Below are 25989 nucleotides of genomic sequence, written 5' to 3' on the forward strand. Positions count from 1 at the left end.
TAGAGATAGCAGCACACAGTCAGGGAGCACGTGAGCGAACTGCGGTTGATGGCGGTGCACGCCCACCCGGACGACGAGTCCAGTAAGGGCGCTGCCACCGTGGCTCGCTACGCCGACGAGGGGCACCGCGTTCTGGTGGTCACCCTGACCGGGGGTGAACGCGGCGACATCCTCAACCCGGCGATGGACTTGCCGGAAGTGCACGGCCGGATCGCCGACGTCCGCCGCGACGAGATGGCCAAGGCGGCCGAGATCCTCGGCGTCGAACACACCTGGTTGGGCTTCTATGATTCCGGCCTGCCGCAGGGCGACCCGCCCCCGCCCCTGCCGGAGGACTGCTTCGCGCTGGCGCCGCTGGAGATCTCCACCGAGGCGCTGGTCCGGGTGGTACGCGAATTTCGGCCGCACGTGATGACCACGTACGACGAGAACGGCGGCTACCCGCACCCGGATCACATTCGCTGCCACCAGGTTTCGCTGGCCGCCTACGAGGCCGCCGGCGATTATCGGCGGTTCGGTGACGCGGGCCCGGTATGGACGGTGTCCAAGCTGTACTACAACCACGGGTTTCTGCGGCAGCGGATGCAGAAGCTGCAGGACGAGTTCGCCAAGCGTGGGCAGACCGGGCCGTTCGAGAAATGGCTCAAACACTGGGATCCCGCGCATGATGTGCACGCCGACCGGGTGACGACGCGCATCGAGTGCTCGGCGTACTTCGGTCAGCGCGACGACGCGCTGCGTGCGCACGCCACCCAGATCGATCCGAAGGGCGACTTCTTCGCCGCGCCGATCTCGTGGCAGCAGGAGCTGTGGCCGACCGAAGAATTCGAGCTGGCCCGCTCGCGTGTTCCGGTGCGACTGCCCGAGACCGACCTGTTCGCCGGAATCGAGGACGTGTCGTGATGCATCTTCAACTGGCCGCGTTGGCGTTGCTGGCCGGGGAGGGGCCGCACAACAGCGGGCCGGACTTCGGCAAGGCCAGCCCGTTCGGCTTGGTCCTGGTGGTCCTGCTGCTGATCAGTGTGGTGTTTCTGGTGCGCTCGATGAACCGGCACCTCACGAAGCTGCCGGAGTCCTTCGACCCGCAGCACCCCGAGCCGGATCAGGCCGTCGACGACGGCACGATCGATCAGCCACATGAGCCCGAGGGCTAACCAGCTGGCCGGGGCCGCCAGCCCCTACCTTCGCCAGCACGCCGACAACCCGGTGCACTGGCAGCAATGGTCGCCCGCCGCGCTGGCCGAGGCCGCGCGACGCGATGCGCCGATCCTGCTCTCGATCGGCTACGCCGCCTGCCACTGGTGCCACGTGATGGCACACGAATCGTTCGCCGACGACGAGGTGGCCGCCGCGATGAATGACGGCTTCGTCTGCATCAAAGTGGACCGCGAGGAGCGGCCCGACATCGACGCCGTCTACATGAACGCCACCGTCGCGCTGACCGGGCAGGGCGGCTGGCCCATGACATGCTTCCTGACACCCGACGGGCGGCCGTTCTTCTGCGGCACCTACTATCCCAAAGCGGCATTCCTGCAACTTCTTTCGGCGGTATCCGAAACCTGGCGAGACCGTCGCGGCGACGTCGAAGAGTCGTCTGACCAGATCGCCGGCGAACTGCGGGCGATAGCGTCCGCGCTGCCCGGCCAGGGTCCGCAGGTCGCCCCGGCGCTTTGCGACCATGCCGTCACCGCGGTCCTGCAGGACGAGGACACCGCCCGCGGTGGGTTCGGCGGCGCACCGAAATTCCCGCCGTCGGCGTTACTCGAGGCGCTGCTGCGGCATGGGGAGCGCACCGATTCCCCGCAGGCGTCGGGCACGGTCCAACGCACCGCGATCGCGATGGCCCGCGGCGGGATATACGACCAACTGGCCGGCGGATTTGCCCGCTACAGCGTCGACAATGCCTGGGTGGTGCCGCATTTCGAGAAGATGCTTTACGACAACGCGCTATTGTTGCGTGCCTACGCGCACTGGGGTCGGCGGACCGGTGACGCGCTGGCGCTCCGCGTCACCGCCGAGACCGCGCGGTTCCTGCTCGACGAACTGCGCGACGGCGCCATGTTCACCTCGTCGCTGGACGCCGACGCCGACGGCCGCGAGGGCTCGACCTACGTGTGGACGCCTGACCAGCTCATCGAAGTGCTCGGTGACAACGACGGACGCTGGGCCGCTTCGGCTTTCGGCGTGACAGCTGGCGGCACCGTCGAAGACGGCGCATCGGTGCTGCAGCGGCCTGCAGACCCCGCTGACCCAGAGCGCTTCGAGCGTGTCCGCGCCGCGCTGCTGGCCGCCCGGCTGACCCGGCCCCAGCCGGGCCGCGACGACAAGGTCGTCACCGCCTGGAACGGGCTGGCGATCACCGCGCTGGCCGAGGCCAGTGTGGCGCTGGCCGCGCCCGAATTGGCCGCCGCCGCAGCAGATTGCGCGACGGCGCTGACCGCCCTGCATCTGGTGGACGGCCGGCTGCGGCGAGCCAGCCTGGGCGGCCGGGTCGGCGACAGCGCCGCGATCCTGGAGGACTACGCGATGCTGGCCACCGGCCTGCTCGCGCTGTATCAGCTCAGCGGTGCGGCCGGCTGGCTGGCCACCGCCACCGATCTACTCGACATTGCGTTGGCGCACTTCGCCGATCGCGACAACCCCGGCCGCTGGTTCGACAGCGCCGACGATGGCGAGCAGCTGTTGCTGCGGCCCGCGGACCCGTACGACGGCGCCACGCCGTCGGGCGCATCCGCGATCACCGAGGCGCTGCTGACCGCCGCGCACATCACCGGCGACGAGCGTCACCGGCAGGCGGCGGCCGATGCGCTGCAAGCACATTCGCCGCTGCTGGCCCGCGCGCCGCGGTCGGCCGGCCATTGGCTGGCCGTCGCCGAAGCCGCCGTTCGCGGACCGTTGCAGATCGCGGTGGCCTGCTCTGGCCCGTCCTCGCCGTTACTGGCCGACGCCCGCCGGCTGGCGCCCGGCGGTGCGATCGTCGTCGGTGGCGCGGTGGGCTCTTCGCCGCTGCTGGTCGACCGCGACCGGGTCGACGGCGCTGACGCCGCCTACGTGTGCCGTGGTCAGGTCTGCGATCTGCCGGTCACCAGCGCCGCGGAGCTGGCAGCTGCGCTCGCCGCCCGGTGACGATGGGGGCCGTGAAGCGGCCCGAGGAGGAGCCGGGCAATCCGCCTCGGTAGCCTCCCACCCATGTCGAGTGCCGAACAGATCGCCGAGACCGTCAATCGCTACATCAGCCTGGTCAACAACGGCACCGCAGACGATCTCGTCGAGTTGTACGCCGAGGACGCCACCGTCGAGGACCCGGTCGGCGGCGAGGTGCACATCGGTCGGCAGGCGATCCGCGGCTTCTACTCCGGGATGGAAGCCGTGCAGCGCCAGTGCGAACTGGTGACGCTGCGGGTGGCCGGTCATGAGGCGGCATTCCACTTCAAGCTGACCGTCACCGCGGGCGACAGCCGGATGCTGATCGAGCCGATCGACGTGATGGTGTTCGGGGGCGACGGCAAGATCACCGCGATGAAGGCCTACTGGTCGCCCGACAGCGTCACGCAGTTATAGCGCGCTCAGAAGACAGCGAACCAGATCGCGATGTAATGGCAGATCGCGGCCACCGCGGTGCAGGCATGGAAGAACTCGTGGTAGCCGAACGTGCTCGGCCACGGGTCCGGCCAGCGCAGGGCGTACAGGACGCCGCCGACGCTGTAGAGAACGCCACCCACGGCCAGCAGCACCATCGCGGCCACCCCCGCGTTGTGCAGGATGATCGCCATGTAAAACGCCGACACCCAGCCCAGGACCAGGTATAGCGGAACCCCCACCCAGCGCGGCGCGGTCGGCCAGCACATCTTCAGCAGCACTCCGGCCAGTGCGCCGCCCCAGACGATGTAGAGCACCACCGTCCCTTGCTGCGGCGGCATCGCCAGCAGCGCGAACGGTGTGTAGGTGCCGGCGATCAGCACGAAGATCATCGAGTGGTCGAGCCGCTTCATCCAGGTGCGGGCATTCACCGATGTCCAGGTGACCCGGTGATAGACCGCGCTGGTGGTGAACATCCCCACCACCGAGCCGGTGTAGATGAACGTCGCCAAGCCCGCTTTGAGGCCTTCCAAGGGCCACGACACCGCGATCAACGAGGCACCAGCGACGACCGCGACGACAGCCGACACCAGATGTATCCACCCGCGCGCCCGCGGCTTGACCAGCGCTTGGGCCGTGTCCTTGACACCCTCGACGAAGTGCTCGGCGACGTCGCCGTGTTGTGTGTCCGTCTCGTCAGCCTTAGTGGCCACGTCGGTCTCGCGGGTCAACAGGCCTCCATCAGTTGCGGCAGGATCGCCGTCGAGCTGTCGCGCCCACAGTAATCTTGATCCCTGTGGAGATCATCCCGCCGCGCTTAAAAGAACCCCTGTATCGGATCTATGAGTTGCGGTTGCGGCAAGGCCTGGCCGCATCGAAATCCGCGCTGCCGCGTCATATCGCCGTGCTGTGTGACGGCAACCGGCGCTGGGCGCGTGACGCCGGCTACGACGACGTCAGCTACGGCTACCGGATGGGCGCGGCCAAGATCGCCGAAATGCTGCGCTGGTGCCAGGAAGCCGGCATCGAAATGGCTACGGTCTACTTACTTTCCACCGAAAACCTGCGCCGGGATCCGGCCGAGCTGGCGGCGCTGATCGAGATCATCACCGACGTCGTCGAGGAGATCTGCGCACCCGCCAACGGCTGGAGCGTGCGCACAGTCGGAGATCTGGAGCTCATCGGCGATGAGCCCGCGCAACGGGTACGGGGCGCCGTTGAACGTACAGCAGGTACCGCCACCGTGGGCTTTCACGTCAACGTGGCGGTCGGGTACGGCGGCCGCCAGGAGATCGCCGACGCGGTGCGCGGGCTGCTCGGCAAGCAACTTGCCAACGGAGCCAGCGGCGAAGAACTCATCGAAGCAGTCACGGTCGACGCGATCTCGGAGAACCTCTACACCTCGGGGCAGCCCGATCCCGATCTGGTGATCCGGACCTCCGGGGAGCAGCGACTGTCCGGTTTCCTGCTCTGGCAGAGCGCCTATTCGGAGATGTGGTTCACCGAAGCGCACTGGCCGGCGTTCCGCCGGGTCGACTTCCTGCGCGCCCTGCGTGATTACAGCTCGCGGCACCGCCGATACGGGGCTTGAAGCCGATGCGCTTCATGCCACACTGAGATATGGCTGCGCTCTCGGCGTTGGTGTTCTCGCTGAGTTGGTGGCTGGGGCTGTATCTGTTGTCCCGCAATCCACGTAAGCCGGTGCTGGCATTCTCCGCGCTGGGACTGTGCAGTTTCGCGATCGCGGTCGCCCTGGACGCAGTTCGGCTGGTGACGCACTCCGCGGTGCTCGGTCACGTCGAGATCTATTTGGTTGCCGTGCCCGGGGTGGCCTGGTTCGCGGTGTTGCTCGAGATCGCGAGGGCCGACGCTGAGCGATCACGTGTCGGCGAGGCGCTGTTGGTCGGCGGTGCCGGCGTGCTCACGTTGGCCGGCGCGGCGATGGCCGGCAGCGTCGTGGGACCGTTGCGACTCGGCCATGTGGTGATGTGCGTGGTGATCTCGGCGTCCACACTGGGCGCGATGATCGCGGCCCTGCGCCGCCGCGCGCAGAAGATCCCGGTAGTCGGGCTGATCGTCACCGCGACGATGTTCTTCGCGTTGGCCAACGCCATTTTGATCATCCCGCTGGGTGTGGTGCCCAGCTGGCTGGCGCTGGCGTCAACGAGTTGTGACGTCCTCAGTCTCGGTGTGGCCGTGGCGCTCTGGGACGCGTTCGACGAAGGCCAGGCGCTGCGGGCCGACATGCTGCGCTCGTTCACCGGCACCGGAACGGTGGTGGCGCTGCTCGGCGGCCAGATGCTGATCGGCATCGCGCTGACCCGTGACCAGCCCACCGCGCAAACCGCGCTGACCGTCCTGCTGTTCACCAGCTTGGCCATCGCAGCCTCGGTGCAGGTGTTGGCCGATCCACTGGCCGGCCTGCTCGACCGGCTGGTCTTCTCGCGGGCACCGTTGCTGCGCGCCGATCGAGAAACGTTGCGGCGCACCCAGTCCGCGCTGCCGCTACGGCTGGCCGATCCGCTGGACGGCTTCGACGACGACACGTTCGCCCGGCTGACCCGCCGCGCGCTGGGCCACTACGGCGACCTGTCCAAGCTGGTCGCCAACCCACTGACGGCGCTGCCCTGCATCGACGAGCGGCTGGCCGCCCGCGGCGCCCCGGATCAGCCGCTGGAGCGGGCCATCGAACTCAAGGCGCTGCTGGCCGATCGGATCGCGGCGCTCAAACCCCGCGACGGCGGCGACTTCGGCACCAGTGAGCAATGGCGGCACTACAACTCGCTGTACTTTCCGTACGTCGTCGGGGTGCGCGCGTACGCCCAGAACGCCACTGCCGCGGGCTTGGACCCGACCGCCCGGCAGGCGTGGCAATGGTTCGTCACCGACGTGCCGCAACGCTCGCTGCACAACTGGCAGAACGCCGCCGCGAAGCTGATCGCCGCCGATCTGCGCGGCCGGGTGTCCGTCTCGGCGGCGCCGACTGTGTAGCTTTTGACGATTTCGAGGCGCATCGGCGCAACGAACCTGCACAGTCGACGCGTCAATCGGCGGCGCGATGTGGGCCAGGACGGTCAGGCGTCTGAGCCCTCCGCGTGACTTCCTCCATGAGCTGGACGCGGGGGTTTGCTCCACTTAGGAGTTGGGCCTTCATGGCAGAAAAACATGCGTGCGGGGCTCGATGCGCCTCGCGCGCGGTGATGACGCCTGTCCGTAGTGGTATCGGGCTTTCAGGATCTTGAGTTCGTCGTCGTCTGCTCGGTACACGAGCCGGTGTTCGTCGTCGATCCGCCGGGACCAGTAACCAGACAGTTCCCCCTTGAGGGGTTCTGGCTTTCCAATCCCGGTAAACGGTTCGCGCTGGATCTCTCCGATGAGTCTGGTGATCCGTCGCGCCATCTTGCGGTCGGAGGACAACCGGAACAGAAAGTCCTCCCAGGCATCGGGATCGAAGTTGATGCGTCTCACTCTTCGCCGGCCATCTCCTGAAGATCGCCGATCGACTTTGTATAACGGGCCGGTGCGGGCTGGCCGGCCCTGTCTCGAGCAACGGCCTCCATGAGTCGACGCGCATTCTCGGGCGAACGCAGCAGATAGACCGTTTCTTGCCAGGAGTCGTAGTCGTCGGCCGACATAAGAACCGCATCTCCGGCTTTGGATGTGATGCGCACGGGTTCGTGGTCGGTGTTGACTTGTTCGAGGAGGGGGAAGAGTTTTTGTCGGGCCTCACTTGCACTGATGGCCATAACCGGACCTCTTATCTAGTACCGAGAACTCGTACCACCACTGTACGGCATTCCTGCACGAGGTGGTTGTTGTCCCAGAATCGAAGCGTTGTCGATTTCCAAGCCAGTTTCCCTAGTCCGGGCGACAGCACTCAACGAGGATGCTGGCCAGCCGTTCCGGTTCGCTGAGCATCACCGCGTAACCGTTCTCCGTCTCCAACCGGCCGCGCGAACCTGCAAAGCCCGGCTAGGCAAGGAATACGTGGCCTAGATCACTTGGTTGACCTGCGCGTGGCAGTGCCTGGCAGTGCCACGCGTCGATCTGGCAGTTCCTGATCGGCAGGCTCAGAGGTGTTCGACCCGATATCCCAAGGAGTTCGGAACATGACCGCTGTTACTCCACTGTCCACCCGGCCCTTCGACGACTCGACCGACTCCCTGTTGCGGTTCGCCATGCGACTCGACGCAACGCTGGGCGGCGCGATCGGCCTCTTCATCGCTTTGATGGCGGATACGCTCTCATCGCTGACCGGCCTGAGTTCGGTCGCGGAATTCATCGGAGGCGCTGTTCTGGTTCTCGGCGGCCTGGCCGTCTACGCGCTGGCCGCTGCGTCCGATCTACGCCGCGTCGGAGTCGGCCTCATCGGCGCCAACATCGTCCTGACGGTCGCGGCGCTGGTCGTGGTTGCCGTCGGAGTGTTGCCGCTGACCGGTACCGGTGTCGCCGCGACGCTGGCTACTGGCGGCTACTTCGCGCTGATGGGCTACCTGCAATACCTCGGAGTGCGCCGCCTGCCGGCGTGACTCCCGTCCCGCCGGTGCGGGGCGCCGCCGTCAGAGGTTGCGGTGTGCGTCCCCGCATCGGCCTGTCTCGAGAGAACTTATCCCGCAGCGAGTTTCACTCGCTTCTGCGGCCAGGGTGGGTGCGTTCTGCTGAGATCGTCCTGCCAGCGGCTCGCCTATTCGAGACTGTCTCGACCGCTGGACACCCGCTCAACTGCATCAAGCGTCGCCGCGACATACGCCTCCGGGTCGTCGAGGAAGACGTCGTGGTCGTCGTTGATCTCAATCACTTCAGCGTGTAGACGGGTCGCCGTGTCGCGCTGGTCCTTCGGCGGCACTGCACGATCGCGAGTGGTGACGACGACGGCGATGGGAATCTCGGCGACCGCCGCTACATGGGGGCGGAAGTCGAACGCGTACTCGGCCAGGATCGCATCGATGATCACTCGTGGGTCGCACTGAACCAGCTCGTTTCGAAGCCACGGCCAAAGCGCCGCGGTTTGTGGGCTGCGGGCGCGTGTGGCGTTGAAGTAGCGCAGGGGTGCGGTGCGGCCGACACCAAAAACAGCCAGGGGCCGTATCGCCCGAAAGAGGGGATGCAGCAGTTGGTCTGTCGGGCTGTCGAAACGCAGCGCGGTCGCCTGTAGTACGAGGCCCCCAACACGGTCGGGATGGCGTCGTGCGAACTCCAGCCCGATCGGACCTCCCAGCGAGTAGCCGCAGACGATCACCTTGTCGATCCCGAGCACATCGAGCAGAGCCGCCACATCCTCAGCGCAGTCTTGGATGCTAAATCGCTGAAGTTGTCTTGCCGGCGCCGGAGCTAGCGGAAGTCCACGGCCGTGTCCGCGGTAGTCCATCGCGACGATGCCGTGCCGTACGGCCAGCGGCTTCATCAGATGGCAGAAGTTGACGTCTGCGGTGATCGCCCAGCCATGCAGAAGCAGGACAGGAGTGTCACCCTCGGCGATCCGGATGGTCGCAGATCCGCGCCGCGGCATGGTGACAGTCAGCGATGCGGGCAGGCCGGGAGGTGCCGCAGCGAATCGTCGTCCAACCGGCCGCAGCACGTGCAGCACCCGTCGTATGTCCGCCCGCAGGTTCTCCGATGACTTCGCCTGTTGCACCTGAGTAGACATTCCATTCACACCCTCAGGATCGGCAAGACTGCCCACACCCTCGAAGGCTACCGCTGCTAGTTCGTCGATCGCCGACGTCGTCCACGCGTGAAGGCGCACTGCTCAACACCGACGCGCACGTACGCAGATGCCGCGGTTGTCATTCAGGAAGTTCCCTTGCCGTCCTCATTGGACCGTGGGGCATTCTCGCCCCGCCTCACCGCCAGGTTCCGGGAGATTCGGTCGGCGTGCTGTGATCATGTTCCGCGGCGGCTGAATGGGTCAGGCTGACGACTGCATTCCATCGAGTGTTCCCCGGTTTGCGGGGATCGGGTTGGGGCAGGCGTGCGAGGAAGCGGAACCCAAGGGGCAACCGGTGGAATCGGTCGGCGGCGTTGAGGAGCGATTTCACGTCGACGGTTGTCCAGCCGAGATTCTCGAAATGGGCCACGCCATTGCGGGGCGCGAAGGTGAACGGCGCATTCTGCATCATGGCTTTGGTCTTTTTGTCCATCCACTTCCTCAGCCCCGCACCCCACAGATCGAAGACCCACCAGCCGATCTCGGGGCGGGTGAACGCCGCCGACAGAGCGCTGACGTTACGTTCAGGGAGGTACATCAGCAGGCCCTCGGTCAGCACCAGCGCCTTCTTCGCGCCGGCCAGGGCGGCAATCAGGAATGCCTCGCGATCGGCGGTATCGGCGAGGTCGACAGCTTGCCTGCTCAATCGGCAGCGCGGCGTCTGCCCGGCGAGCAACCGCTCCTTTTCGGTGAGCAGCGCCGGCAGATCCGCCTCGATCCAGGTCAAATCCGGTGGCAAGTCCAGGCGGTAGGGGCGGGTGTCCAGACCGGCGGCCAGGTTCAGCACCCGATCACAGCCGTCGCTGATCGCCGCCATAATAAGGTCGTCGATGACCTTGGTGCGGGCCACCAGCGCCCAGCTGATCGGGGGGGCCGCGGCAGCGATGGCGTGGCCGCGTTCACCGGCGAGCCGGTCGGCGAGCTGATCGTGAAACAGGGCGTCGGGGCGGGCGGATTCGATAGCCCGGTACGCCGCGATCCAGCGTGCGGTGTCGGACACGGTCGAGACCAGCGCGGCTTTGTCGGGAGCCCCGCTGGACTGTGCTGTCAAGAATCCTCTTCTTTGAAGCGCCGGATTCGCGGTTTGCATTGGGTGTTTCATGTCGCTTTCCTTCACTGGTTCGTCGGCGGGTGCATCGCGCTGGCGCTGGGTGGTGCGAGCTGGTTGTCGAGTTCGTCGAGCAGCCCGGCCATGTCGCGGGCCAGGGCGTCGAGTCGCTGGGTTTTGGCGCCGGCCCGGCGCGAGGCGTCGCCGCCGGTGACGACGTTGAACATCGATGGCCCGTCGCCGAGTTCGACGGCGTAGACATCAGCGGGGGCCGCACCGATGAGGTGGGTGACGGTGCGCTGTGTGGCTGGCGGTGTCACAGGCTGTTCGTCGAGAACCGTGGATGCTCGGCGGGGGTCGACGGGTGTGACAGCAGATGTGCTGCGTCGTGCCAGGATTCGGGGAGCTGGTTGCCGGTCAGCTGGAGTTGTCGGGTCTGCAGTGGGCCGAGGCGGCCGTGGAAGTGTCTCATGAGCTCGCCGTGTGGGCCGGTGGTGAGGAAGCGGACGAGCGCGGCGGGGTCGTCGAAGGCGCTGTAGGTCCAGAAGTCGAGTCGCCATGTGCGGGTGCGGATTCCGTAGGCGCTCATTGCGTCGGTGCTGTTGATTTGGGTCAGGACGGGTCGGATGGCAAGGAAGAATCCTGCTGCGCGCCAGGCTTTTCGGATGCGGAGATGGGTGATCGACACGGTGTAGACGTGGCCGGGGTCGATCGCCTGGTTGTTGTGCAGAAATTCGGTCATGATCGGTGGGGGTGCTGGCTGAGGCTGCGGCGGTCGTGCTCCAACCGGTCGAGGAGCAGCTGCTGGCGGTGCGGGTCGCGGGCGTGGTCGGGCAGCGCTTTGGGGGTCAGCTTGCTGGTGAAGTAGGTGTGGCCGGCATCGCCGGGTTTGTCGTCGGCGGCGCGAAGGATGCTGGCGGCGGCCTTATCGGCTGAGGAGAAGAACGGTCGCCAGGGCCGCAAATAGATCGGTAGACCTGAGCTGGCGGTCATGGTGCTGCGGGTGGGTCCGGGGTCGATGCTACGTAGCGTGATCCCGGCTGCGGCGTAGTCGGCGGCCAGCGCGGCGGTCGTCATCGAGGTGGCGAGTTTGGAGTGGGCGTAGATGCCGAACAGTTTGCGGACCGACCCGGTGGGCCGGATCAGGGTGTCGAGGTCGAGTGGCCCGGCGCGGAACAGCGCGAACGACGAGACGGTGATCACGGTGCTGCCGGCGGTGAGCCGGTCCTTGAGCCCGGTGGTGAGCAGGTAGGGGGCCAGCGTGTTGACGGTGTAGTGGTGTTCGAATCCTGTTGCGGTGTAGTGGTGTTCGGGTAGCAGGACGCCGGCGTTGTTGATCAACAGATCGATGAAGCGGTCAGTCTCGCGAACCCCCGCGACCGCCTCATGGGTGCTGGCGGGGTCGGCCAGGTCTGCGGTAATCCGTTGGACGCCATCACGGTGCGGGGCGGCGCTGCGGTTGATCGTGATCAGCTGCCAGCCCGCGTCGAGTAGCCGGTGTTCGAGGGCGGCGCCGATGCCGTGGGTGGTGCCGGTGACGACGGCGATCCGCTGGGTGGGGGTGGAGTTCATGGTGTGCCTTTCAAGGTGTGCTTGGGTGTGCGGGCAGGGCGACGGCGACCACGGCGGCGCCCAGGACACAGATGATCGCCGCAGTCAGACAGCCGGCATGCAATCCGGACAAAAACTTCCGAATCGATGGTGCCGACATGCCGTCCCTCAGGTTTCGTAGTTAGCGGTGTAAACTTCTACACTGGCAGCAATAGTTAGCGGTGTCAACATCAGGAGGTCAATGTGGTGGCGCGACGCTCCGCGGCCGACCGGACCTACCACCGCGGCGATCTGCGCGAGACGCTGCTGGCCATGGGCATCGAGCTGGCCCGGGCCGGCGGTCCCGAGGCGGTATCGCTGCGCGACGTGCAGCGCAGAGCAGGCGTCAGCAACTCCGCGGCCTACCGTCACTACGCCGACCGAGACGCGCTCCTGGTCGCGATCAGTGAGCACGCTGCTGCCCAGATGGCCCGCACCATGGAGGACGCAATGCAGCAGGCGACGGCCGCGGCGCCATGCGCCGATCCCGGGGGGGCCGCCCGGTCCCGATTCAGAGCCACCGGCGCGGCCTACTTGGACTTCGCGCTAACCGAACCGGGCCTGTTCGCGACCGTATTCCTTCCCGACACCCCAAGGGACAACCGCGTCAGCGCACCACATGAGAACCACGATGGCGACCAACGACCTGGGCCGTATCAGCTGCTGATCCAAACCCTCGACGACATGGTTGCCACCGGCGCCCTCGACCCCGCTAAGCGCGCCTTCAGCGACGTCGCGGCCCTGGCCGCCGTCCACGGCCTCGCGGTCCTGCTGCTCCACGGACCGTTCCGAGGCCTCGACGAGCACGACCGACACTGCGCGATCGACCGGCTCCTTGACGTCGTCGAAGCAGGAACTCGCTAGGAGCCTGGGTTCTTGACACGCGAAAACTCCACGCCTACATCGGCATGGCCGGACTCGCCGGGCTGGCAATCAGCTGACCAGTTTAGGCCTCCACGGGTGCTCACTCGCCCGACTGTGCATCCAGAACGTCGAGTCTGCGTCCAAGGCGGCGACACGCCGATGGCCGTCGCCCTGACCGCAGAATCAACACCGGCCACGCTCGGCAGAGCAGGTGGGCCCGCCGACGCGGGAGCAGCTTAAACCGACGCGTTAAGAATCTCAGCGCCCCCGCATCGATGGCTGGCGCCAGGGACGGCGTCCAACCCCGCGGGACGCCCTCGCCTCTCTGCGGTGATTGTCGCGCCGGACTTGGACGCAGCGCCCCCGGCGATCGGCCGGTGTGCCGCCTCGCAAGGCGGTGCAGCGTCGCCGGATCGGCGAATCCGACAGCGGCGGCGACTTCCTCGAGAGGCATGCGGGTGGTGGCGGCAATCATCCCGATCGTCGCCGCGCGGGCGAGCCGGTAGCCCAGTCGATTGCGCGGGGCGGTTTCAACACCGACTGGTCAACGCGACATGTTATTGCTGCGCCAGGTGCTGGGAGCGACACCGACTTCGCGGCGGAATGTCGAGGTGAAGTGGGCATGGCTGCTGAAGCCGCACGCCAACGCCACCTCAACGATGTCCATCTTCGTTGTGCGCAACAACCCTTGCGCCCGTGCGAGGCGGCGAAGCAGCACGAATCGGTGCGGAGCCACGCCGCTGGCCGCCTTGAACGCACGACAGAAGTGCCACGGGCTGAGTCCGGCGGTGTCGGCGAGGTCGATCTGGCGGATGTTGGCTCCCAACTCGTCCTCAATTCGGCTTATCACCTGAGCCAGGCGTATGCCGGGCAGCGGCGCAGCGTGCCCGCTCATCGCCGTGCTTTCGTTGCTGGCTCTCAACACGAGCCTGGCCAGCCGGCCCGCTAGAGCGACGGCGATGTCGTCGGCCAGCAGCGTGCCCATCGGGTTGTCGCCCTCCGATTCGGACCAGAGGCGGCGCATGAGGCACTCGATTTGATTGTCGCGCTGCAGGGCAGCATGCAACGGGCCGTGGTCAGGTAGCCTTTCCTTTCCGGCGTCATCCAGCGGGCCCTGTGCGATGGCGTGTGGCAACGTGAGGATCAGGAATTCGTGGGGGCTGTCGATGTCGTAGCTACAGGGCACTCCGGCGGGTGTCAACGCGAAATCACCACGCCTACCATGGCAATTGAAGCGGCCTGCGCCAAAGTCCGCGCGGGCACCCGCGAAATCGCGAAGCAACAAATTGATCGTCAAATCGGTCGTCGCCGGACCGAGGAACTGACCGGCGGGTTGGCGCATCCGCATCAGCTGCAGCTCGCCCCCGGGAGACAAGCGGGCCTCGGCGATCGCGTTCGAATACGTGCGCCGATACCAGCTAGCGCGAGTCCCTAGGCCCGAACCCGTGTCCGTCATCGGCCGTCGCGGGTTGAAGGGCCCGGCCCGGTGTTCAGCGTCGGCAGCGCAACGTTGACCACCGTGGTCTCTACGTTGGTCGCCAACGCCGCCAGCAGCACCTGCACCAGAACAGGTCGCGCACCTCGACGGTGTCCGCGCTCAGAGAAGCCCGACCCTTGTTCGACGGGGCGCAGCGTGTCTAGACCCGAATCTATGGGTGCCGACATGCCGTCCTCCGCTTTCTTAGTTAGCGGTGTAAACATCTACGTTTATATTCATAAGTTACCGGTGTCAACATAAGGAGGTCAAGGGATTGCGCAACTATCCGCAGTCGACCAGACCTACCACCACGGCGACCTGCGCACGACGCTGCTGGCCGAGGGCATCGAGCTGGCCTGGGCCCGGCGGGCCCGAGGCGGTGTAACTGCGTGACGTGCAGCGCAGAGCAGGCGGCAACAATGCCGCGGCCTATCGGCATCACGCCGACCGGGACGCTTTACTAGTCACGATCAGCGGCCATGCCACCGATCTAACGGCGCAGGCTATGGCCTCTCACCCGCACGCCGATGCGAGAGCGCCTTCCCGCCCCACCGGTGCGGCCTACCTACAGTTCGCGCTCACCGAGCCTGGTCTGTTCGCCACGGTATTCATGGTCGACACGTCATCCGTCGACCCGGTGAGCGCATCACAGCAGAACCACCATGGCGACCAAAGACCGCACGATTTTGAAAGCGCTCGCGGCACTGAGTTCGTTAGCCTGTCACGCAGCGCTGGCTCGGATCCCGGGTCGGATTCCTCACATCGGCGTGGGCGTGGGACAAAGTGCAGGACCGCGCTCATCAGGCCGGACCGGAGTTCTGGCCCGGGCAGCGTGTGTCGGAAAGGGAGCTAAAACTGGCCATCACGAATCCTGTTTTCTTCCTCCGCGGGCCGGTCGCCATGACCACCGTATCGCCGACGGATCGTCGGGCGGTCTAGGCGCGCGTGAAACGATTTTCGCTTACTGGCCTGCTCAGGCGCGGATGGATACTGCTGGTCGCCGTGGTGGTGGTGGCGGTCGCAGGGTTCGGCGTTTATCGCCTGCACGGAATCTTCGGCTCGCACCCAATTACGTCGGCTGGCGGCGGGAGCTCCAATGACATCGTCCCGTTCAACCCAAAACGAGTGACCTACCAGGTTTTCGGCCAACCGGGCGCGGTGGCCACGATCAATTATGTGGATGTGCATGCGGCGCCGCAGCAAGTCCTTGGTGCCGCCTTGCCGTGGTCGTTGACGATGACGACAACTGACCCGGCGGTGTTCGCCAACGTGGTGGCACAGGGCGACGCCAACCGCATCGGCTGCCGCATCATCGTCGACGACATCGTCAAGGACGAAAAGACCGTCGACAAACCAGATGCTTACACCTGGTGTCTGGACAAGTCGTCATGACCAGTCGTCACCAGGGCAGGCCCCTCATTGCGCACACCATCCGGCGGCTTTCGGTGCCGATCATCGTGTTCTGGCTCGGCGCCGCCGCGATCACGAATCTCGCCGTTCCGAAACTGGAGGTGGTCGGCAAAGAACACAACGTGGCGCTCATCCCTCCGGCGGCGCCGTCGCTGCAGGCCACCAAGCGCACGGGCCAGCTATTTGGTGAATACGATTCGGACAGCACGGCTTTCCTGGTTCTCGAAGGCGATACCCCACTGGGCGCCGACGCTCATCGGTTTTACGACACCCTCACTGACAAGCTGCAACGCGACACCAGGCACGTGCAGCATGTGCTGAACTTCTGGGCAGATTCGCTGACGGCGGCGGCCTCGCAGAGCACCGACGGCAAGGCCGCTTACGTTCAACTTTTTCTCGCCGGGGATCAAGGCGGGGCGTTGGCCAACCAATCCGTTGATGCGGTCCGCAGCATCGTTAGCCACACGCCAGCACCGGTGGGCATCAAGGCCTATGTCACCGGACCGGCGCCACTCATCGCCGATCAATTCGAAGCCGGTGACAACGGCACCGGCAAGATCACCGCGATCACGGTTGCGGTGATCGCGGTGATGTTGCTGTTCGTCTACCGTTCACTGGTCACCACGATGCTGTTGCTGTCCACGATCCTGATCGAATTGGCCGCGGCGCGTGGGACCGTCGCCGTTCTGGCGAACTTCGGCTTCATTGGCCTGTCCACGTATTCGACTAACCTGCTTACCTTGCTGGTGATCGCCCTCGGCACCGATTATGCGATCTTTGTGCTGGGCCGTTATCACGAGGCCCGCCGGGCCGGCGAGGATCAAGAAGCCGCCTTCTACAACATGTTTGGCGGCACCGCCCACGTCATCTTGGGCTCGGGGTTGACCGTGGCCAGCGCGGTGTTGTGCCTGACATTTACCCGGCTGCCGTATTTCCAAAGCCTGGGCGTGCCCGCCGCCATCGGTATTCTGATCGCGCTGGTGGCCGCGTTGACCCTGGCACTGGCCGTGTTGACGGTGGGCACTCATTTCGGTCTTTTCGAACCTAAGCGCGCCCTGCGGACCCGCGGATGGCGGCGCATCGGCACGGCCATCGTCCGCTGGCCCGCACCCATCCTTGCCGTCAGCGTCGCCATAGCCCTGATCGGTCTGCTCGCCCTGCCCGGATACACCACCAGCTATGACTTCCGCCCCTACATACCCGCCAGCACCCCGGCCAACCTCGGCTACACCGCCGCCGAGCGGCATTTTCCACGCGCCCGGCTCAACCCGGATGTGCTGACCATCGAGGCCGATCACGACATGCGACACCCGGCCGACATGCTCATTATCGAACGCGTCGCCAAAGCAGTGTTCCACGTCCCCGGCATCGCACGAGTGCAAGCCATCACCAGGCCGTTGGGAACCCCGATCGACCACAGCTCGATACCATTCCAGATCAGTGCCCAGGGCATCAACCAGCTGGAAAACCTGCACTACCAGAAAGACCGGGCGCGCGACGTGCTCAGGCAGGCCGACGAGCTGACCAAAGCGATCAACATTTTGCAGCAGCAGTACACCCTGCAGCAGCAGGCGGCCGCCGCCACGCATGACCAAGCCGTCAGCTTCCACGACACGGTGGCAACGATCAAAGACGTCCGCGACAAAATCGCGGACTTCGACGACTTCTTCCGGCCGATGCGCAGCTACTTTTACTTCGAAAAGCATTGCTACGACATTCCGGCCTGCTTTGCGTTCAGATCCATCTTCGACGCACTGGACGGTGTCGACCAGCTCAGCGACAGATTCGAAGCACTCGCTGCGTCGATAGATAAATTGGACGCGCTGCAACCTCAACTGGTGGGCCTGATCCCGTCCCAGATTGCTATCCAGCAGACCAACCAGGACCTAACGCTCTCCAATTATTCGACCGCCTCGGGCATCGTCGACCAAACCGCAGCGTTGATCGACAACGTCAGTGCACTAGGACAAGCCTTCGACGCCGCGAAAAACGACGACTCGTTCTATCTTCCGCCCGAGGCGTTCAACAACGCCGATTTCCGGCGCGGCCTCAAGCTGTTTTTATCGCCCAACGGCACAGCGACCCGGATGATCATCACCCACGAAGGTGAAGCCTCAACCCCGGCGGGCATCTCCCATATCGACCCGATCAAAAACGCGGTCCACGAGGCCCTCAAAGGAACCCCGCTGGCCGAGGCCAACGTCTACCTCGGCGGCACCGCCTCGACCGCAAAAGACGTCCAAGACATGACCAAATACGATCTGATGATCGCCGGAATCGCCGCGCTGAGCCTGACTTTGCTCATCATGCTGATCATCACCCGCAGCCTGGGCGCCGCACTGGTCATCGTCGGCACCGTGGCGCTGTCGTTGGGCGCTTCGTTCGGGCTCTCCGTACTGGTATGGCAATACCTCTTTGGTATCAAACTGTTCTTCGTCGTGCTCGCCTTGTCCGTCATCCTGCTTTTGGCGGTGGGATCCGACTACAACCTGCTGCTGATCTCCCGATTCAAAGAAGAAATCGGCGCCGGACTCAAAACCGGCATCATCCGCGCCATGGCCGGCTCCGGCTCGGTCGTGACCGCAGCCGGCCTGGTGTTCGCGATCACCATGGCCGCCTTCATTTTCAGCGACTTGCGGACCCTGGGTCAGATCGGCACCACCATCAGCCTCGGGCTGCTCTTCGACACCCTGATCGTCCGCTCATTTATGACACCCTCGGTCGCCGCACTGCTCGGCCGCTGGTTCTGGTGGCCGCAAAATGTGCGGCCCCGCCCGGCCAGCCCGGCGCTTCGCCCCGACCAAGCCCGCCCCGCGGTTCGTCAGCTACGGCCGCATGGCAACTAAAAGAAACATGGGAGCCGGCACTCATCCATTGCCCGCGTAGCTTCCGAACCCCGGGCGGCTGGCCTGGACGATGGAGGTGGTCTGGCTGCACCCGAACTAAACCGCTGCGGACCGAGATACACCTTCTTTACACATCAGGTGTATGATACGTGTATGGCGAAGGTACGCACGAATATCGAAATCGAAAACGTTTACGTTGAGGCGATCAAGGACCGCTACGGAGTTCACACGAAGACCGAGGCCGTTGAGCTTGCGCTGCGGCATCTCGCGGGCCAACCGATGACGCGCGAGCAGGCGCTGGCGATGCGGGGTGCGCGCGCGATGGGTGAGGTTCCGGCCGACGCCGGTCCCCGTGGCGCCGCGTGATCCTGGCCGATACCTCTGCGTGGGTCGAGTACGACCGGGCCACGGGCAGCGCAGCGGACCAGCGCGTTGCCGAGTTGATCACCACCGATGGACCGCTGATGTTCACCGAGCCAGTTCTGATGGAGGTGCTGGCCGGTGCACGAAGTGATGCGCGTGAGGAGGACCTGCGGGGCATGCTGCTGCGGTTCGGTTTAGCGCACTTCGATGCGGTCACCGATTTCGATGCCGCGGCGAGAATTTATCGTCGGTGTCGGCAAGCGGGCGTCACCCCCCGCGGAATGGTCGACTGCATGATCGCAGCGGTCGCGTACCGTCGCGCCCTCGCGCTGCTCGCCTGGGACGCTGACATGTTCCGCGTCGCCCAGGTAATAGGAATCGAACTGGATGAGGCATCGCTTCGCGCTTGACCCTGCGGCGCTGCTTAATCCCGACGGAGACATGACCCGCAGCCGGGACCGGGCGACGCGGTCGTGGAAGTCCTTGCCGCTCCTGTGCTTTCCTACGCCGGCGAGGTGTTTTCCGGGCAGCGTGAATATCCGCTCCTGACCCCGCTGGTACCTGGTTGCGGCGCGATCGTACGGGTCGCGCGACTGGGCGCAGACAGCACCACCTTGTGCTCGCGGGGATTTGGTGTTTTGCGATCCCGCTCTTCGCCCTCGAGACGGCGAAGAGCCGCGAAATCCTGGTTTTGCAAGGCTGGTTCGCGTCGGGTGAACGCGCCCAGAAGTTGCAGTCCTACTACCACAACGGGGTCTTCGCCCAGCAGATGCTTATCCCGTTGGAGAACGCGGTGCCGATCAGCAGCGAAGCAGACCCAGCGACGCTGTGTTGGATGAACACGCTGCTGGTGCCGTTCGGTGGGTTCCGCGCGGCGGAGCTGCGCGCCGGCGAGACGACCGTAATCAACGGAGCGACCGGCCACTTCGGCTGTGCCGCCGTCTCTGCCCTACTCGTTTCTCATGCAAAACAGCGTTCGGATCTTCGGTCAATACATGTACGACCGGGACGCGCCAGCGGCGCTGGCGGCGCTCATCGGTACCGGACAGCTGCCCTTGACCGCCTTTAAGGTCGAAACCTTCTCTCTTGACGACGTTTCGACTGCCGTCGATCACGCGGCCCGCCACAGCGGCGCCTTCCGCTTGACGGTGCTACTACCCAACAGCTGAGCGCAGAGCCCGAACCCGTGTCAGTCATCGGCCGGTGTCCTCCACCGCCCTTCGTTCGTGAGCGCCATTATTGAGGGGGCGCTCAAACGACGAGACCGCACGATTGTGAAAGCGCTCGCGACACTTACTCGCTAACCTCGCACGCAGCGCAGGCTAGGGCTCCGGTGTCGGAATACGCGAAACGGCACCGCGGACGTGAAGGGCAGCACCGGCACGCGTCTCAGCCAAACCTGTGCGGCAACATAGTGCGACGGCGCAGATGGGGGACTACGTGGCTCGGCGATACTCTCTGTGCCAGAACCGATCTCGGGCCCAAGGACCTGTGTCAGGGGCTAGGACGTGACTATTGACGAATGGTGTTGCCGATGGATCGTCAGGGGGCTCACCGTTGATCGCCGTCCCGCTCGAGCACGCACATGCGGTGGTGAACGGTGTTCGCCTGCAATACGTCACCGCCGGATCGGCGAAGCGGGGGACGGTGGTTCTCCTGCATGGCTTTCCGAGTTTCTGGTTCTGCTGGCGTCGGGTCATCCCGCAACTGGTGGCTGAGGGTTTCAGTGTCGTGGCCCCGGATATTCGGGGCTTCGGAAATTCAGACCGACCGCTGTCGGGCTACGACAAACGCACGCTCGCGACCGACGTGCTGGAGTTGTTGAACGCGCTTGATGTGAGCGTGGTGCATGTTGTCGGTCACGACTTCGGTGGCCAGATCGGGGTGCGGCTGGCCTACTTGGCTCCCGAACGGGTGAGATCGCTGTCGGTGATCGAGTCGTTGATGCCGGGGCTGGGCCATGAGGCGGCGCTCGACATGCGGCAATCGCTGCGCTTTTGGTTCTACGCCTTGCACATGGCCCCCGGCGACATCGCCGATACCCTGCTCAGCGGCCACGAACGAACCTATATTCGGGAACTCATCTACTCCTTCGTCGTCGATCGCGCCGCGTTCGGCGACGCCGACGTCGAGGAATACGCTCAAAGCTTCGAGCGTCCAGGCGCCATGCGCGCCGGTTCGGAGCTGTACCGCACGATGCCCGCCGATATCGAGGACTTCGCGCCGCTGCTGAAGACACCGCTCCCGATTCCGGTCCTGGCGTTGGGCGGGGAGAACAGCATGGGCAGCCTCGTCGGTGAACTCAATCGCCCGCTCTCACTCGACATCCGCAGCGGAGTCATCGCACAGGCGGGCCACTTTCTGCCCGAAGAGAAGCCTGACGAGGTCGCCACACACCTGCTCGAGCTCTTCACTCACGCCGAAACCCGCAGCGGCAGAAGCACTCCCCGCACCAACTAGATTTTTGAAGGAGAAGCCCCGATGGGTGATGACGACACGCTCAAGCTCGAAAAGGCCGATGGTGTCGCGATACTGACCCTGCTCCGCCCGCATTGCCTGAACATCGCCGGCAAGCAGATCATCGCCGAGACACTGGAATCACTGATCGACGATCAGCAACTCCGGGCTCTGATCGTCGCTGCCAATAATCCCGCCGCCTTCCTCGTCGACGTCGCCGAGTTGGCTGACATGTCGCAGGGGGAGGCGCTGGCCTTCAGCCAATCCGGGCACCGGGTTGCCGACGCGCTAGCCGCCCTGCCGTTTCCGGTCATCGCCGCGGTGTCTGGCCAAGCATTAGGCGGCGGTTGCGAATTCGTGATGAGTTGCGATCTCGCGTACGCGGCGGAGGGCGCGCAGCTCGGTCAGATCGAGGCGCTGGGCGGAGTGATCCCGGGTTTTGGCGGTACCTGGCGCCTCGCCGAACACGTTGGCGCGCAACGCTCCCGCGAGATGATCTTCACCGGCGCGGTGCTCGACGCGGCGTCGGCCAAGGCGGCCGGTCTGGTCCTCGAGGTCGTTCCCGACGCCGAGCTCGTGGCGCATTGCCGCAATGTCGCCGACCGGATTGCCGCGACCAGTCGCGGGTCGGTAGCGGCAGCCAAGCAGGTCTTCGTAGCGAGTGCCGGCTTGACGCCAGCGCAGGCCAGTGCGCTTGAGCAGTCAGCGTTCGTCTCACTATTCGAAAGCGCAGACCAGCGCAGCCGGATGCACGCCGTCGTCGAGCACACCCGCGCCTCGGCAACGTCGTGAGAAAGGCACCTAGCCTCGCGTTCATGGTGCAACCGGACACCGGCCCGACCTGATATGACACCTCACATGCGCGCCGCCTATTACGAACGGAAAGGTAACCCCGGCGACATTCTCTGCGTAGGGAAGGTGCCCACGCCGGAGCCCGACCCGGGCGATGTCCGTGTCCGCGTACGGGTGTCGGCGATTAATCCCTCCGACACCAAGTCCCGCCAGGGCTGGGGTGGTGACACGGCGATGCGGTTTCCGCGCATCGTGCCGCACAACGACGGTGCCGGGGTGATCGATGAGGTCGGTCCGGGCGTATCGGCAGCACGGATCGGCGAGCGGGTGTGGCTGTTCGAGGCGCAGCGCGATGGACGCGCGTTCGGCACGGCCGCCGAATTCGTCGTCGTACCCGCGGGCAATGCAATTGCGTTGCCCAACAACGCGTCGTTCGACGACGGGGCCAGCCTCGGCGTGCCCGGAATGACGGCCCACCATCTGCTTTTCAGCGATGGTGCGATCCATGGGCAGACGATCCTCATTCAAGGCGGGGCCGGTTCGGTCGGCCATCTCGCGACGCAACTGGCGCGCTGGGCCGGTGCGCGGGTGATCGCCACCGTCGGCTCCGATGAACAGGCAGCGGTCGCGCGCGACTGCGGCGCGCACCACGTCATCAACTACAAGACGCAAGACGTCGTGGCGGAAGTCCGCCGCTTTGGCAGGGCGGAGAACGCGTCGACCGTGTCGTCGAGGTGGCTTTCGTGAAGAACCTTGACATCGACGCGGCCGTCCTCACGCCGTCGGGCGTGATCTCGACGTTCATGGTCGATGACGACCCGAGCCACCCGCCCGCAGTCAACCTGCAGCGACTGCTGGAGAAGGACGCGACCGTTCACTTCGCCCTGGTGTATGCAATGGAGCGCGTGCAGCATGATCGGGCGATCGCCGATCTCACCAACGCGCTCGCACTGGGGGCGCTCCGCCCGCGGATCGCTCGGCGGTTTCCGCTTGAGCGGATCGCCGAGGCCCACGAGCTGCTCGGGACGGCCGGCGCGGGCGGCAAAGTCGTGTTGGACGTCGTGTGATGGCCACGCGCATGAGCGCTGTGCTCGCTCATGCGGTTGAGGATAGTGGGGTGAGTTGATGGCCGAGGTTCGGTTTTACAACGTGTGGAATGCCGAGACGAGGCAGAGGCAGAACGAACTGGTCGACGTGATGCGCTCGGAGACAGCGATTTTCGTTGACAAGCCGGGCTTTGTATCGCTGACGGCGTGGACGAGCGAAACCGACAATCGGATAATCGTCGAAGCGACCTGGGCCACCCGCGCCGACTTCGAGGCCGCGGTGCTCGACAACCCAGCCGCCGATGCAGGCCGCGAACGAATGGGGAAGCTGGCATCGGAGTCGCCCGCGGTGTTCACGCCGGTCTTCACGCACCTCCCGCATGAGGGTAAGGGCAACGGCCACGCAGAGCGACCCTCGGCGACATCATTGCCCGGGTTCGAATCGCAGTTCATCGACGGCGACGGGCTGCGCCTGCATGCTGTCGTGGGCGGGGCCGGCCCGGCAGTGTTGTTGGTGCACGGGTGGCCCTCGACGTGGTGGGCGTGGCGCAAGGTCATGCCGCAGCTCGCCCGCGGACGCACCGTAGTCGCGGTCGATCTGCGCGGCTTCGGTGACAGCACTCGCCCCGACACCGGGTACGACAAACAGACGCTGGCCGACGACCTGCACCGGCTGGTGGCCAGCTTAGGGCTCGGCTCGGTCGCGCTGGTATCCCACGACATGGGCGGCACAACCGCCTACTCCTATGCGGTCACCCATCCCGAGGAGGTGCGCTCCTTCGCGTTCCTGGAAAGCGGGTTGCCCGGCTTTGGGCTGGAAGCCGCAATGGACGTCGCCCACGGCGGCGGTTGGCATTTCGCCTTCAACATGGCCCCGGAGTTGCCCGAGTTGCTCACGGCAGGTCGTGAACGCCCGTTCCTGGAGCACTTCTATCGCCGGGGAACGGTCCACGACGACGCGATCGGACCGGCCGACGTCGACGAGTTCGTCCGAGGCTACGCCGCGCCGGGCGGCATGCACGCCGCGTTCGAGATCTACCGCACCCTGCTCGACGACGGCAAAGTAAACGCCGCGCGGCCAGACCCGATGCTGCAGATGCCCGTGCTGGCCATCGACGGTATGCACGGCCTCAACGGGATGTCGGCGGCCACGATGCGACAAGTCGCCGCAAACCCTCAAGTGGCGGTGATCGAGGACGCCGGGCACTTCCTCATGGAAGACAACCCCGCGGGCGTGCTGGCAGTACTCGAGCCGTTTCTGGCCACCACCGATAAGACTTCTCAACAGCGGTAACAACTCGACCGGATAGAGACCGAACACAATGTGAAAGGACGGCACGGTGTCCGAAACGACGGCGATCCGGTTGCACGACACGGGCGGCCCCGAGGTGTTGACCTATGAGCAAATCCCGATGCCCGAGCCGGGACCCGGGGAAATCCGGCTCACAGTAGAAGCCATCGGCGTCGGCTACGGCGAATGCCTGTACCGGATGGGCCGCTACGTCCAAGAAACGCGGCTGCCGTCATCGCTGGGCAACAATGCCGTCGGAACGGTCGACGCTATCGGCCCCGGCGTAGATGAGCCGACGGTCGGCGAGCGCATCTCCTTGATCCCGTCGTTTCAGATGAACCGCTACGGCGTGTACGCACAGCATGCGATCGTGCCCGCCACGGCGTGGGCACCCTACTTTCCGGCGCTGTCACTCGAGGACAACGCATCCATCTGGATGCAGGTCACCACCGCCTACGGGGCGCTCGTCCACCACGGCCAGGTAGCAGCAGGCGACTTCGTGTTGATCACCCCCGCCTCCGGTGGAGTCGGGATGGCCGCCATCCAGACCGCCAAGCAGGCCGGTGCGACCACGATCGGCACGACCCGCCGCCGGGCCAAGGCCGAGGCCCTGGTGGCAGCCGGCGCCGATCATGTCATCGTCACCGACGACGAATCGCTGACCGAACGCGTCAACGAGATCACCAACGGCAGGGGTGTTCGACTGGTATTCAATGCGCTTACCGGCGACATCATCAATGATCTGGCGCGGGCCGTGAGCCCCGGCGGCACGATCTTCATGTACGGCGCCATCGGCGGACAACCAACAGAGCTGCCGCTGGCCCTGATCAACAAAGGCGTCCGCGTACAGGGCTACACCCTCTACGAACTGACCTACCACGAGCAGAACCTCCCCGGTATCCGCCGCTATGTCGCCGACGGGGTCCGTGGCGGGTATTACACACCGAACGTGGGAAAGGTTTTTCACTTCGGCGACATGGCGGACGCGCACCGCTACCTCGAAGCGGGCAACATGACGGGAAGCGTCGTGGTCCTCGTTAAGCCGGAACGGCAAGCGTGACGTCAACGAGATCGCTTCGACTTCGAAACCTGAACAGCAGCAACGGCTTTACTGTTGTTGTTCTCACGTCTTGCTGTGCCATGACTGACTGAAGGCTTGTCACACTTTGTCTGCGTCGGCCGCGGATCGACTTTGCCGAACGCCCGTCGACTTGTGAACACGCGTCGGTGTCAATCTGGTGGTGACGCGCACCAGGGCGCTCGAGTGACACGATGTCTTCCAGTGTTTGGCGCAACATCGCCACACGACCCTCCCCTAGGAGGCCGCCCCAGCTGTCTTCGATGTCTTTGAAGATGCGCGTGGCCGCAGCCTTGGTCCCGATGCCACGTTGGGTGAGGCCAAGGATTTTTAATCGCCCAATTATTAATTAAGTACCGGCGGAAGATGACATATCTCGGAAGATGCTGCCTCATAACGTGATTGCATCCAGCGCCACTCGACAGAACCGTCCCCGTGATG

Annotated in this window: 30 protein-coding genes; 19 read left to right on the forward strand and 11 right to left on the reverse strand. The window is 65.3% G+C overall.

What is annotated here, in order from left to right; translation table 11 throughout:
- Nucleotides 1-30 precede the first annotated feature (30 nt).
- The 4 genes from mca (at nucleotide 31) to ACQY5A_RS14040 (ending at nucleotide 3561) form a co-directional block, all read left to right on the forward strand.
- Nucleotides 31-903, forward strand: a complete 873-nt coding sequence (gene mca / locus ACQY5A_RS14025) for a mycothiol conjugate amidase Mca (protein ID WP_428340942.1) — start codon at nucleotides 31-33, stop codon at nucleotides 901-903.
- Nucleotides 903-1154: a hypothetical protein gene (locus ACQY5A_RS14030; RefSeq protein WP_428340943.1), complete on the forward strand. Its 252-nt coding sequence runs from the start codon at nucleotides 903-905 to the stop codon at nucleotides 1152-1154. The genes mca and ACQY5A_RS14030 overlap by 1 nt, the downstream gene beginning before the upstream one ends.
- Nucleotides 1138-3126 (forward strand): thioredoxin domain-containing protein, encoded by a 1989-nt coding sequence (locus ACQY5A_RS14035; RefSeq protein ID WP_428340944.1) that lies wholly within the window; start codon nucleotides 1138-1140, stop codon nucleotides 3124-3126. The genes ACQY5A_RS14030 and ACQY5A_RS14035 overlap by 17 nt, the downstream gene beginning before the upstream one ends.
- A 63-nt stretch (nucleotides 3127-3189) precedes the next feature.
- Nucleotides 3190-3561 carry a nuclear transport factor 2 family protein gene (locus ACQY5A_RS14040; protein WP_428340945.1) on the forward strand — a complete coding sequence of 124 codons (372 nt, stop codon included), beginning with the start codon at nucleotides 3190-3192 and terminating at the stop codon, nucleotides 3559-3561.
- A 5-nt stretch (nucleotides 3562-3566) separates the two neighbouring features.
- Here ACQY5A_RS14040 and trhA read toward each other — a convergent pair whose 3' ends face one another.
- The gene (gene trhA / locus ACQY5A_RS14045; RefSeq protein WP_428340946.1) at nucleotides 3567-4310 is read right to left on the reverse strand and encodes a PAQR family membrane homeostasis protein TrhA; all 744 of its coding nucleotides are present in this window, start codon (nucleotides 4308-4310) and stop codon (nucleotides 3567-3569) included.
- A gap of 65 nt (nucleotides 4311-4375) precedes the next feature.
- On the opposite strand from trhA, the gene ACQY5A_RS14050 reads away from it, so the two are divergent.
- Together ACQY5A_RS14050 and ACQY5A_RS14055 are read left to right on the forward strand one after the other, a co-directional pair.
- Complete coding sequence (locus tag ACQY5A_RS14050) at nucleotides 4376-5170, forward strand: (2Z,6E)-farnesyl diphosphate synthase (protein WP_428340947.1); 795 nt, start codon at nucleotides 4376-4378, stop codon at nucleotides 5168-5170.
- Between the two features lie 29 nt (nucleotides 5171-5199).
- On the forward strand, nucleotides 5200-6570 hold the full coding sequence (locus ACQY5A_RS14055; RefSeq protein WP_428340948.1) for a hypothetical protein: 1371 nt from the start codon (nucleotides 5200-5202) through the stop codon (nucleotides 6568-6570).
- Between the two features lie 159 nt (nucleotides 6571-6729).
- Here the strand turns inward: ACQY5A_RS14055 and ACQY5A_RS14060 are convergent, their stop codons facing one another.
- Entirely contained in the window at nucleotides 6730-7047 is a 318-nt protein-coding gene (locus ACQY5A_RS14060; protein ID WP_428340949.1) for a Txe/YoeB family addiction module toxin, read from the reverse strand.
- A complete protein-coding gene (locus ACQY5A_RS14065) occupies nucleotides 7044-7325 on the reverse strand; it encodes a type II toxin-antitoxin system Phd/YefM family antitoxin (RefSeq protein ID WP_428340950.1) in 282 nt (93 codons plus the stop codon). The genes ACQY5A_RS14060 and ACQY5A_RS14065 overlap by 4 nt, the downstream gene beginning before the upstream one ends.
- A 363-nt stretch (nucleotides 7326-7688) precedes the next feature.
- On the opposite strand from ACQY5A_RS14065, the gene ACQY5A_RS14070 reads away from it, so the two are divergent.
- On the forward strand, nucleotides 7689-8108 hold the full coding sequence (locus ACQY5A_RS14070) for a hypothetical protein (protein WP_428340951.1): 420 nt from the start codon (nucleotides 7689-7691) through the stop codon (nucleotides 8106-8108).
- A 155-nt stretch (nucleotides 8109-8263) separates the two neighbouring features.
- On the opposite strand, the gene ACQY5A_RS14075 is transcribed toward ACQY5A_RS14070, so the two are convergent.
- From ACQY5A_RS14075 to ACQY5A_RS14095, 5 genes are all read right to left on the reverse strand, one after another.
- Nucleotides 8264-9226, reverse strand: a complete 963-nt coding sequence (locus ACQY5A_RS14075; protein WP_428340952.1) for an alpha/beta fold hydrolase — start codon at nucleotides 9224-9226, stop codon at nucleotides 8264-8266.
- A gap of 196 nt (nucleotides 9227-9422) precedes the next feature.
- Entirely contained in the window at nucleotides 9423-10298 is an 876-nt protein-coding gene (locus ACQY5A_RS14080; RefSeq protein ID WP_428341513.1) for a class I SAM-dependent methyltransferase, read from the reverse strand.
- 101 nt (nucleotides 10299-10399) lie between these two features.
- On the reverse strand, nucleotides 10400-10654 hold the full coding sequence (locus tag ACQY5A_RS14085) for a hypothetical protein (protein ID WP_428340953.1): 255 nt from the start codon (nucleotides 10652-10654) through the stop codon (nucleotides 10400-10402).
- Nucleotides 10651-11076, reverse strand: coding sequence for a hypothetical protein (locus ACQY5A_RS14090; RefSeq protein ID WP_428340954.1), 426 nt, complete (start codon nucleotides 11074-11076; stop codon nucleotides 10651-10653). The genes ACQY5A_RS14085 and ACQY5A_RS14090 overlap by 4 nt, the downstream gene beginning before the upstream one ends.
- Complete coding sequence (locus ACQY5A_RS14095) at nucleotides 11073-11906, reverse strand: SDR family NAD(P)-dependent oxidoreductase (RefSeq protein ID WP_428340955.1); 834 nt, start codon at nucleotides 11904-11906, stop codon at nucleotides 11073-11075. Before ACQY5A_RS14095 ends, ACQY5A_RS14090 begins: the two co-directional genes overlap by 4 nt.
- A 225-nt stretch (nucleotides 11907-12131) precedes the next feature.
- Here ACQY5A_RS14095 and ACQY5A_RS14100 point away from each other — a divergent pair, with 225 nt between their 5' ends.
- Nucleotides 12132-12788 carry a TetR/AcrR family transcriptional regulator gene (locus ACQY5A_RS14100; protein WP_428340956.1) on the forward strand — a complete coding sequence of 219 codons (657 nt, stop codon included), beginning with the start codon at nucleotides 12132-12134 and terminating at the stop codon, nucleotides 12786-12788.
- Between the two features lie 100 nt (nucleotides 12789-12888).
- Here ACQY5A_RS14100 and ACQY5A_RS14105 read toward each other — a convergent pair whose 3' ends face one another.
- The 3 genes from ACQY5A_RS14105 to ACQY5A_RS14115 are packed head-to-tail and all read right to left on the reverse strand — an operon-like array spanning nucleotide 12889 to nucleotide 14453.
- Nucleotides 12889-13299 (reverse strand): helix-turn-helix domain-containing protein, encoded by a 411-nt coding sequence (locus ACQY5A_RS14105; RefSeq protein WP_428341514.1) that lies wholly within the window; start codon nucleotides 13297-13299, stop codon nucleotides 12889-12891.
- A gap of 33 nt (nucleotides 13300-13332) precedes the next feature.
- A complete protein-coding gene (locus tag ACQY5A_RS14110; protein ID WP_428340957.1) occupies nucleotides 13333-14244 on the reverse strand; it encodes a helix-turn-helix transcriptional regulator in 912 nt (303 codons plus the stop codon).
- A complete protein-coding gene (locus ACQY5A_RS14115; protein WP_428340958.1) occupies nucleotides 14241-14453 on the reverse strand; it encodes a hypothetical protein in 213 nt (70 codons plus the stop codon). The genes ACQY5A_RS14110 and ACQY5A_RS14115 overlap by 4 nt, the downstream gene beginning before the upstream one ends.
- Before the next feature lie 757 nt (nucleotides 14454-15210).
- Between ACQY5A_RS14115 and ACQY5A_RS14120 the strand changes: the two genes are divergently transcribed.
- The 11 genes from ACQY5A_RS14120 (at nucleotide 15211) to ACQY5A_RS14170 (ending at nucleotide 25530) form a co-directional block, all read left to right on the forward strand.
- Nucleotides 15211-15657: an MmpS family transport accessory protein gene (locus ACQY5A_RS14120; protein ID WP_428340959.1), complete on the forward strand. Its 447-nt coding sequence runs from the start codon at nucleotides 15211-15213 to the stop codon at nucleotides 15655-15657.
- A complete protein-coding gene (locus tag ACQY5A_RS14125; RefSeq protein ID WP_428340960.1) occupies nucleotides 15654-18521 on the forward strand; it encodes an RND family transporter in 2868 nt (955 codons plus the stop codon). Before ACQY5A_RS14120 ends, ACQY5A_RS14125 begins: the two co-directional genes overlap by 4 nt.
- 153 nt (nucleotides 18522-18674) lie before the next feature.
- Nucleotides 18675-18887 carry a type II toxin-antitoxin system VapB family antitoxin gene (locus tag ACQY5A_RS14130; RefSeq protein ID WP_428340961.1) on the forward strand — a complete coding sequence of 71 codons (213 nt, stop codon included), beginning with the start codon at nucleotides 18675-18677 and terminating at the stop codon, nucleotides 18885-18887.
- Nucleotides 18884-19294, forward strand: coding sequence for a type II toxin-antitoxin system VapC family toxin (vapC, locus tag ACQY5A_RS14135; protein WP_428340962.1), 411 nt, complete (start codon nucleotides 18884-18886; stop codon nucleotides 19292-19294). Before ACQY5A_RS14130 ends, vapC begins: the two co-directional genes overlap by 4 nt.
- Before the next feature lie 585 nt (nucleotides 19295-19879).
- The gene (locus ACQY5A_RS14140; protein WP_428340963.1) at nucleotides 19880-20053 is read left to right on the forward strand and encodes a hypothetical protein; all 174 of its coding nucleotides are present in this window, start codon (nucleotides 19880-19882) and stop codon (nucleotides 20051-20053) included.
- Between the two features lie 346 nt (nucleotides 20054-20399).
- Nucleotides 20400-21344 carry an alpha/beta fold hydrolase gene (locus ACQY5A_RS14145; protein WP_428340964.1) on the forward strand — a complete coding sequence of 315 codons (945 nt, stop codon included), beginning with the start codon at nucleotides 20400-20402 and terminating at the stop codon, nucleotides 21342-21344.
- Nucleotides 21345-21365: 21 nt separating this feature from the next.
- Entirely contained in the window at nucleotides 21366-22133 is a 768-nt protein-coding gene (locus ACQY5A_RS14150; RefSeq protein ID WP_428340965.1) for an enoyl-CoA hydratase/isomerase family protein, read from the forward strand.
- 66 nt (nucleotides 22134-22199) lie between these two features.
- Nucleotides 22200-22880, forward strand: a complete 681-nt coding sequence (locus tag ACQY5A_RS14155; RefSeq protein ID WP_428340966.1) for an NADPH:quinone reductase — start codon at nucleotides 22200-22202, stop codon at nucleotides 22878-22880.
- Nucleotides 22877-23200, forward strand: a complete 324-nt coding sequence (locus ACQY5A_RS14160) for a zinc-binding dehydrogenase (protein ID WP_428340967.1) — start codon at nucleotides 22877-22879, stop codon at nucleotides 23198-23200. Before ACQY5A_RS14155 ends, ACQY5A_RS14160 begins: the two co-directional genes overlap by 4 nt.
- Before the next feature lie 58 nt (nucleotides 23201-23258).
- On the forward strand, nucleotides 23259-24473 hold the full coding sequence (locus ACQY5A_RS14165; protein WP_428340968.1) for an alpha/beta fold hydrolase: 1215 nt from the start codon (nucleotides 23259-23261) through the stop codon (nucleotides 24471-24473).
- A 46-nt stretch (nucleotides 24474-24519) separates the two neighbouring features.
- Nucleotides 24520-25530, forward strand: a complete 1011-nt coding sequence (locus tag ACQY5A_RS14170; RefSeq protein ID WP_428340969.1) for a zinc-dependent alcohol dehydrogenase family protein — start codon at nucleotides 24520-24522, stop codon at nucleotides 25528-25530.
- The last annotated feature ends 459 nt before the right edge of the window (nucleotides 25531-25989 follow it).

The organism is Mycobacterium sp. (assembly GCF_965277065.1).
GTDB lineage: Bacteria > Actinomycetota > Actinomycetes > Mycobacteriales > Mycobacteriaceae > Mycobacterium.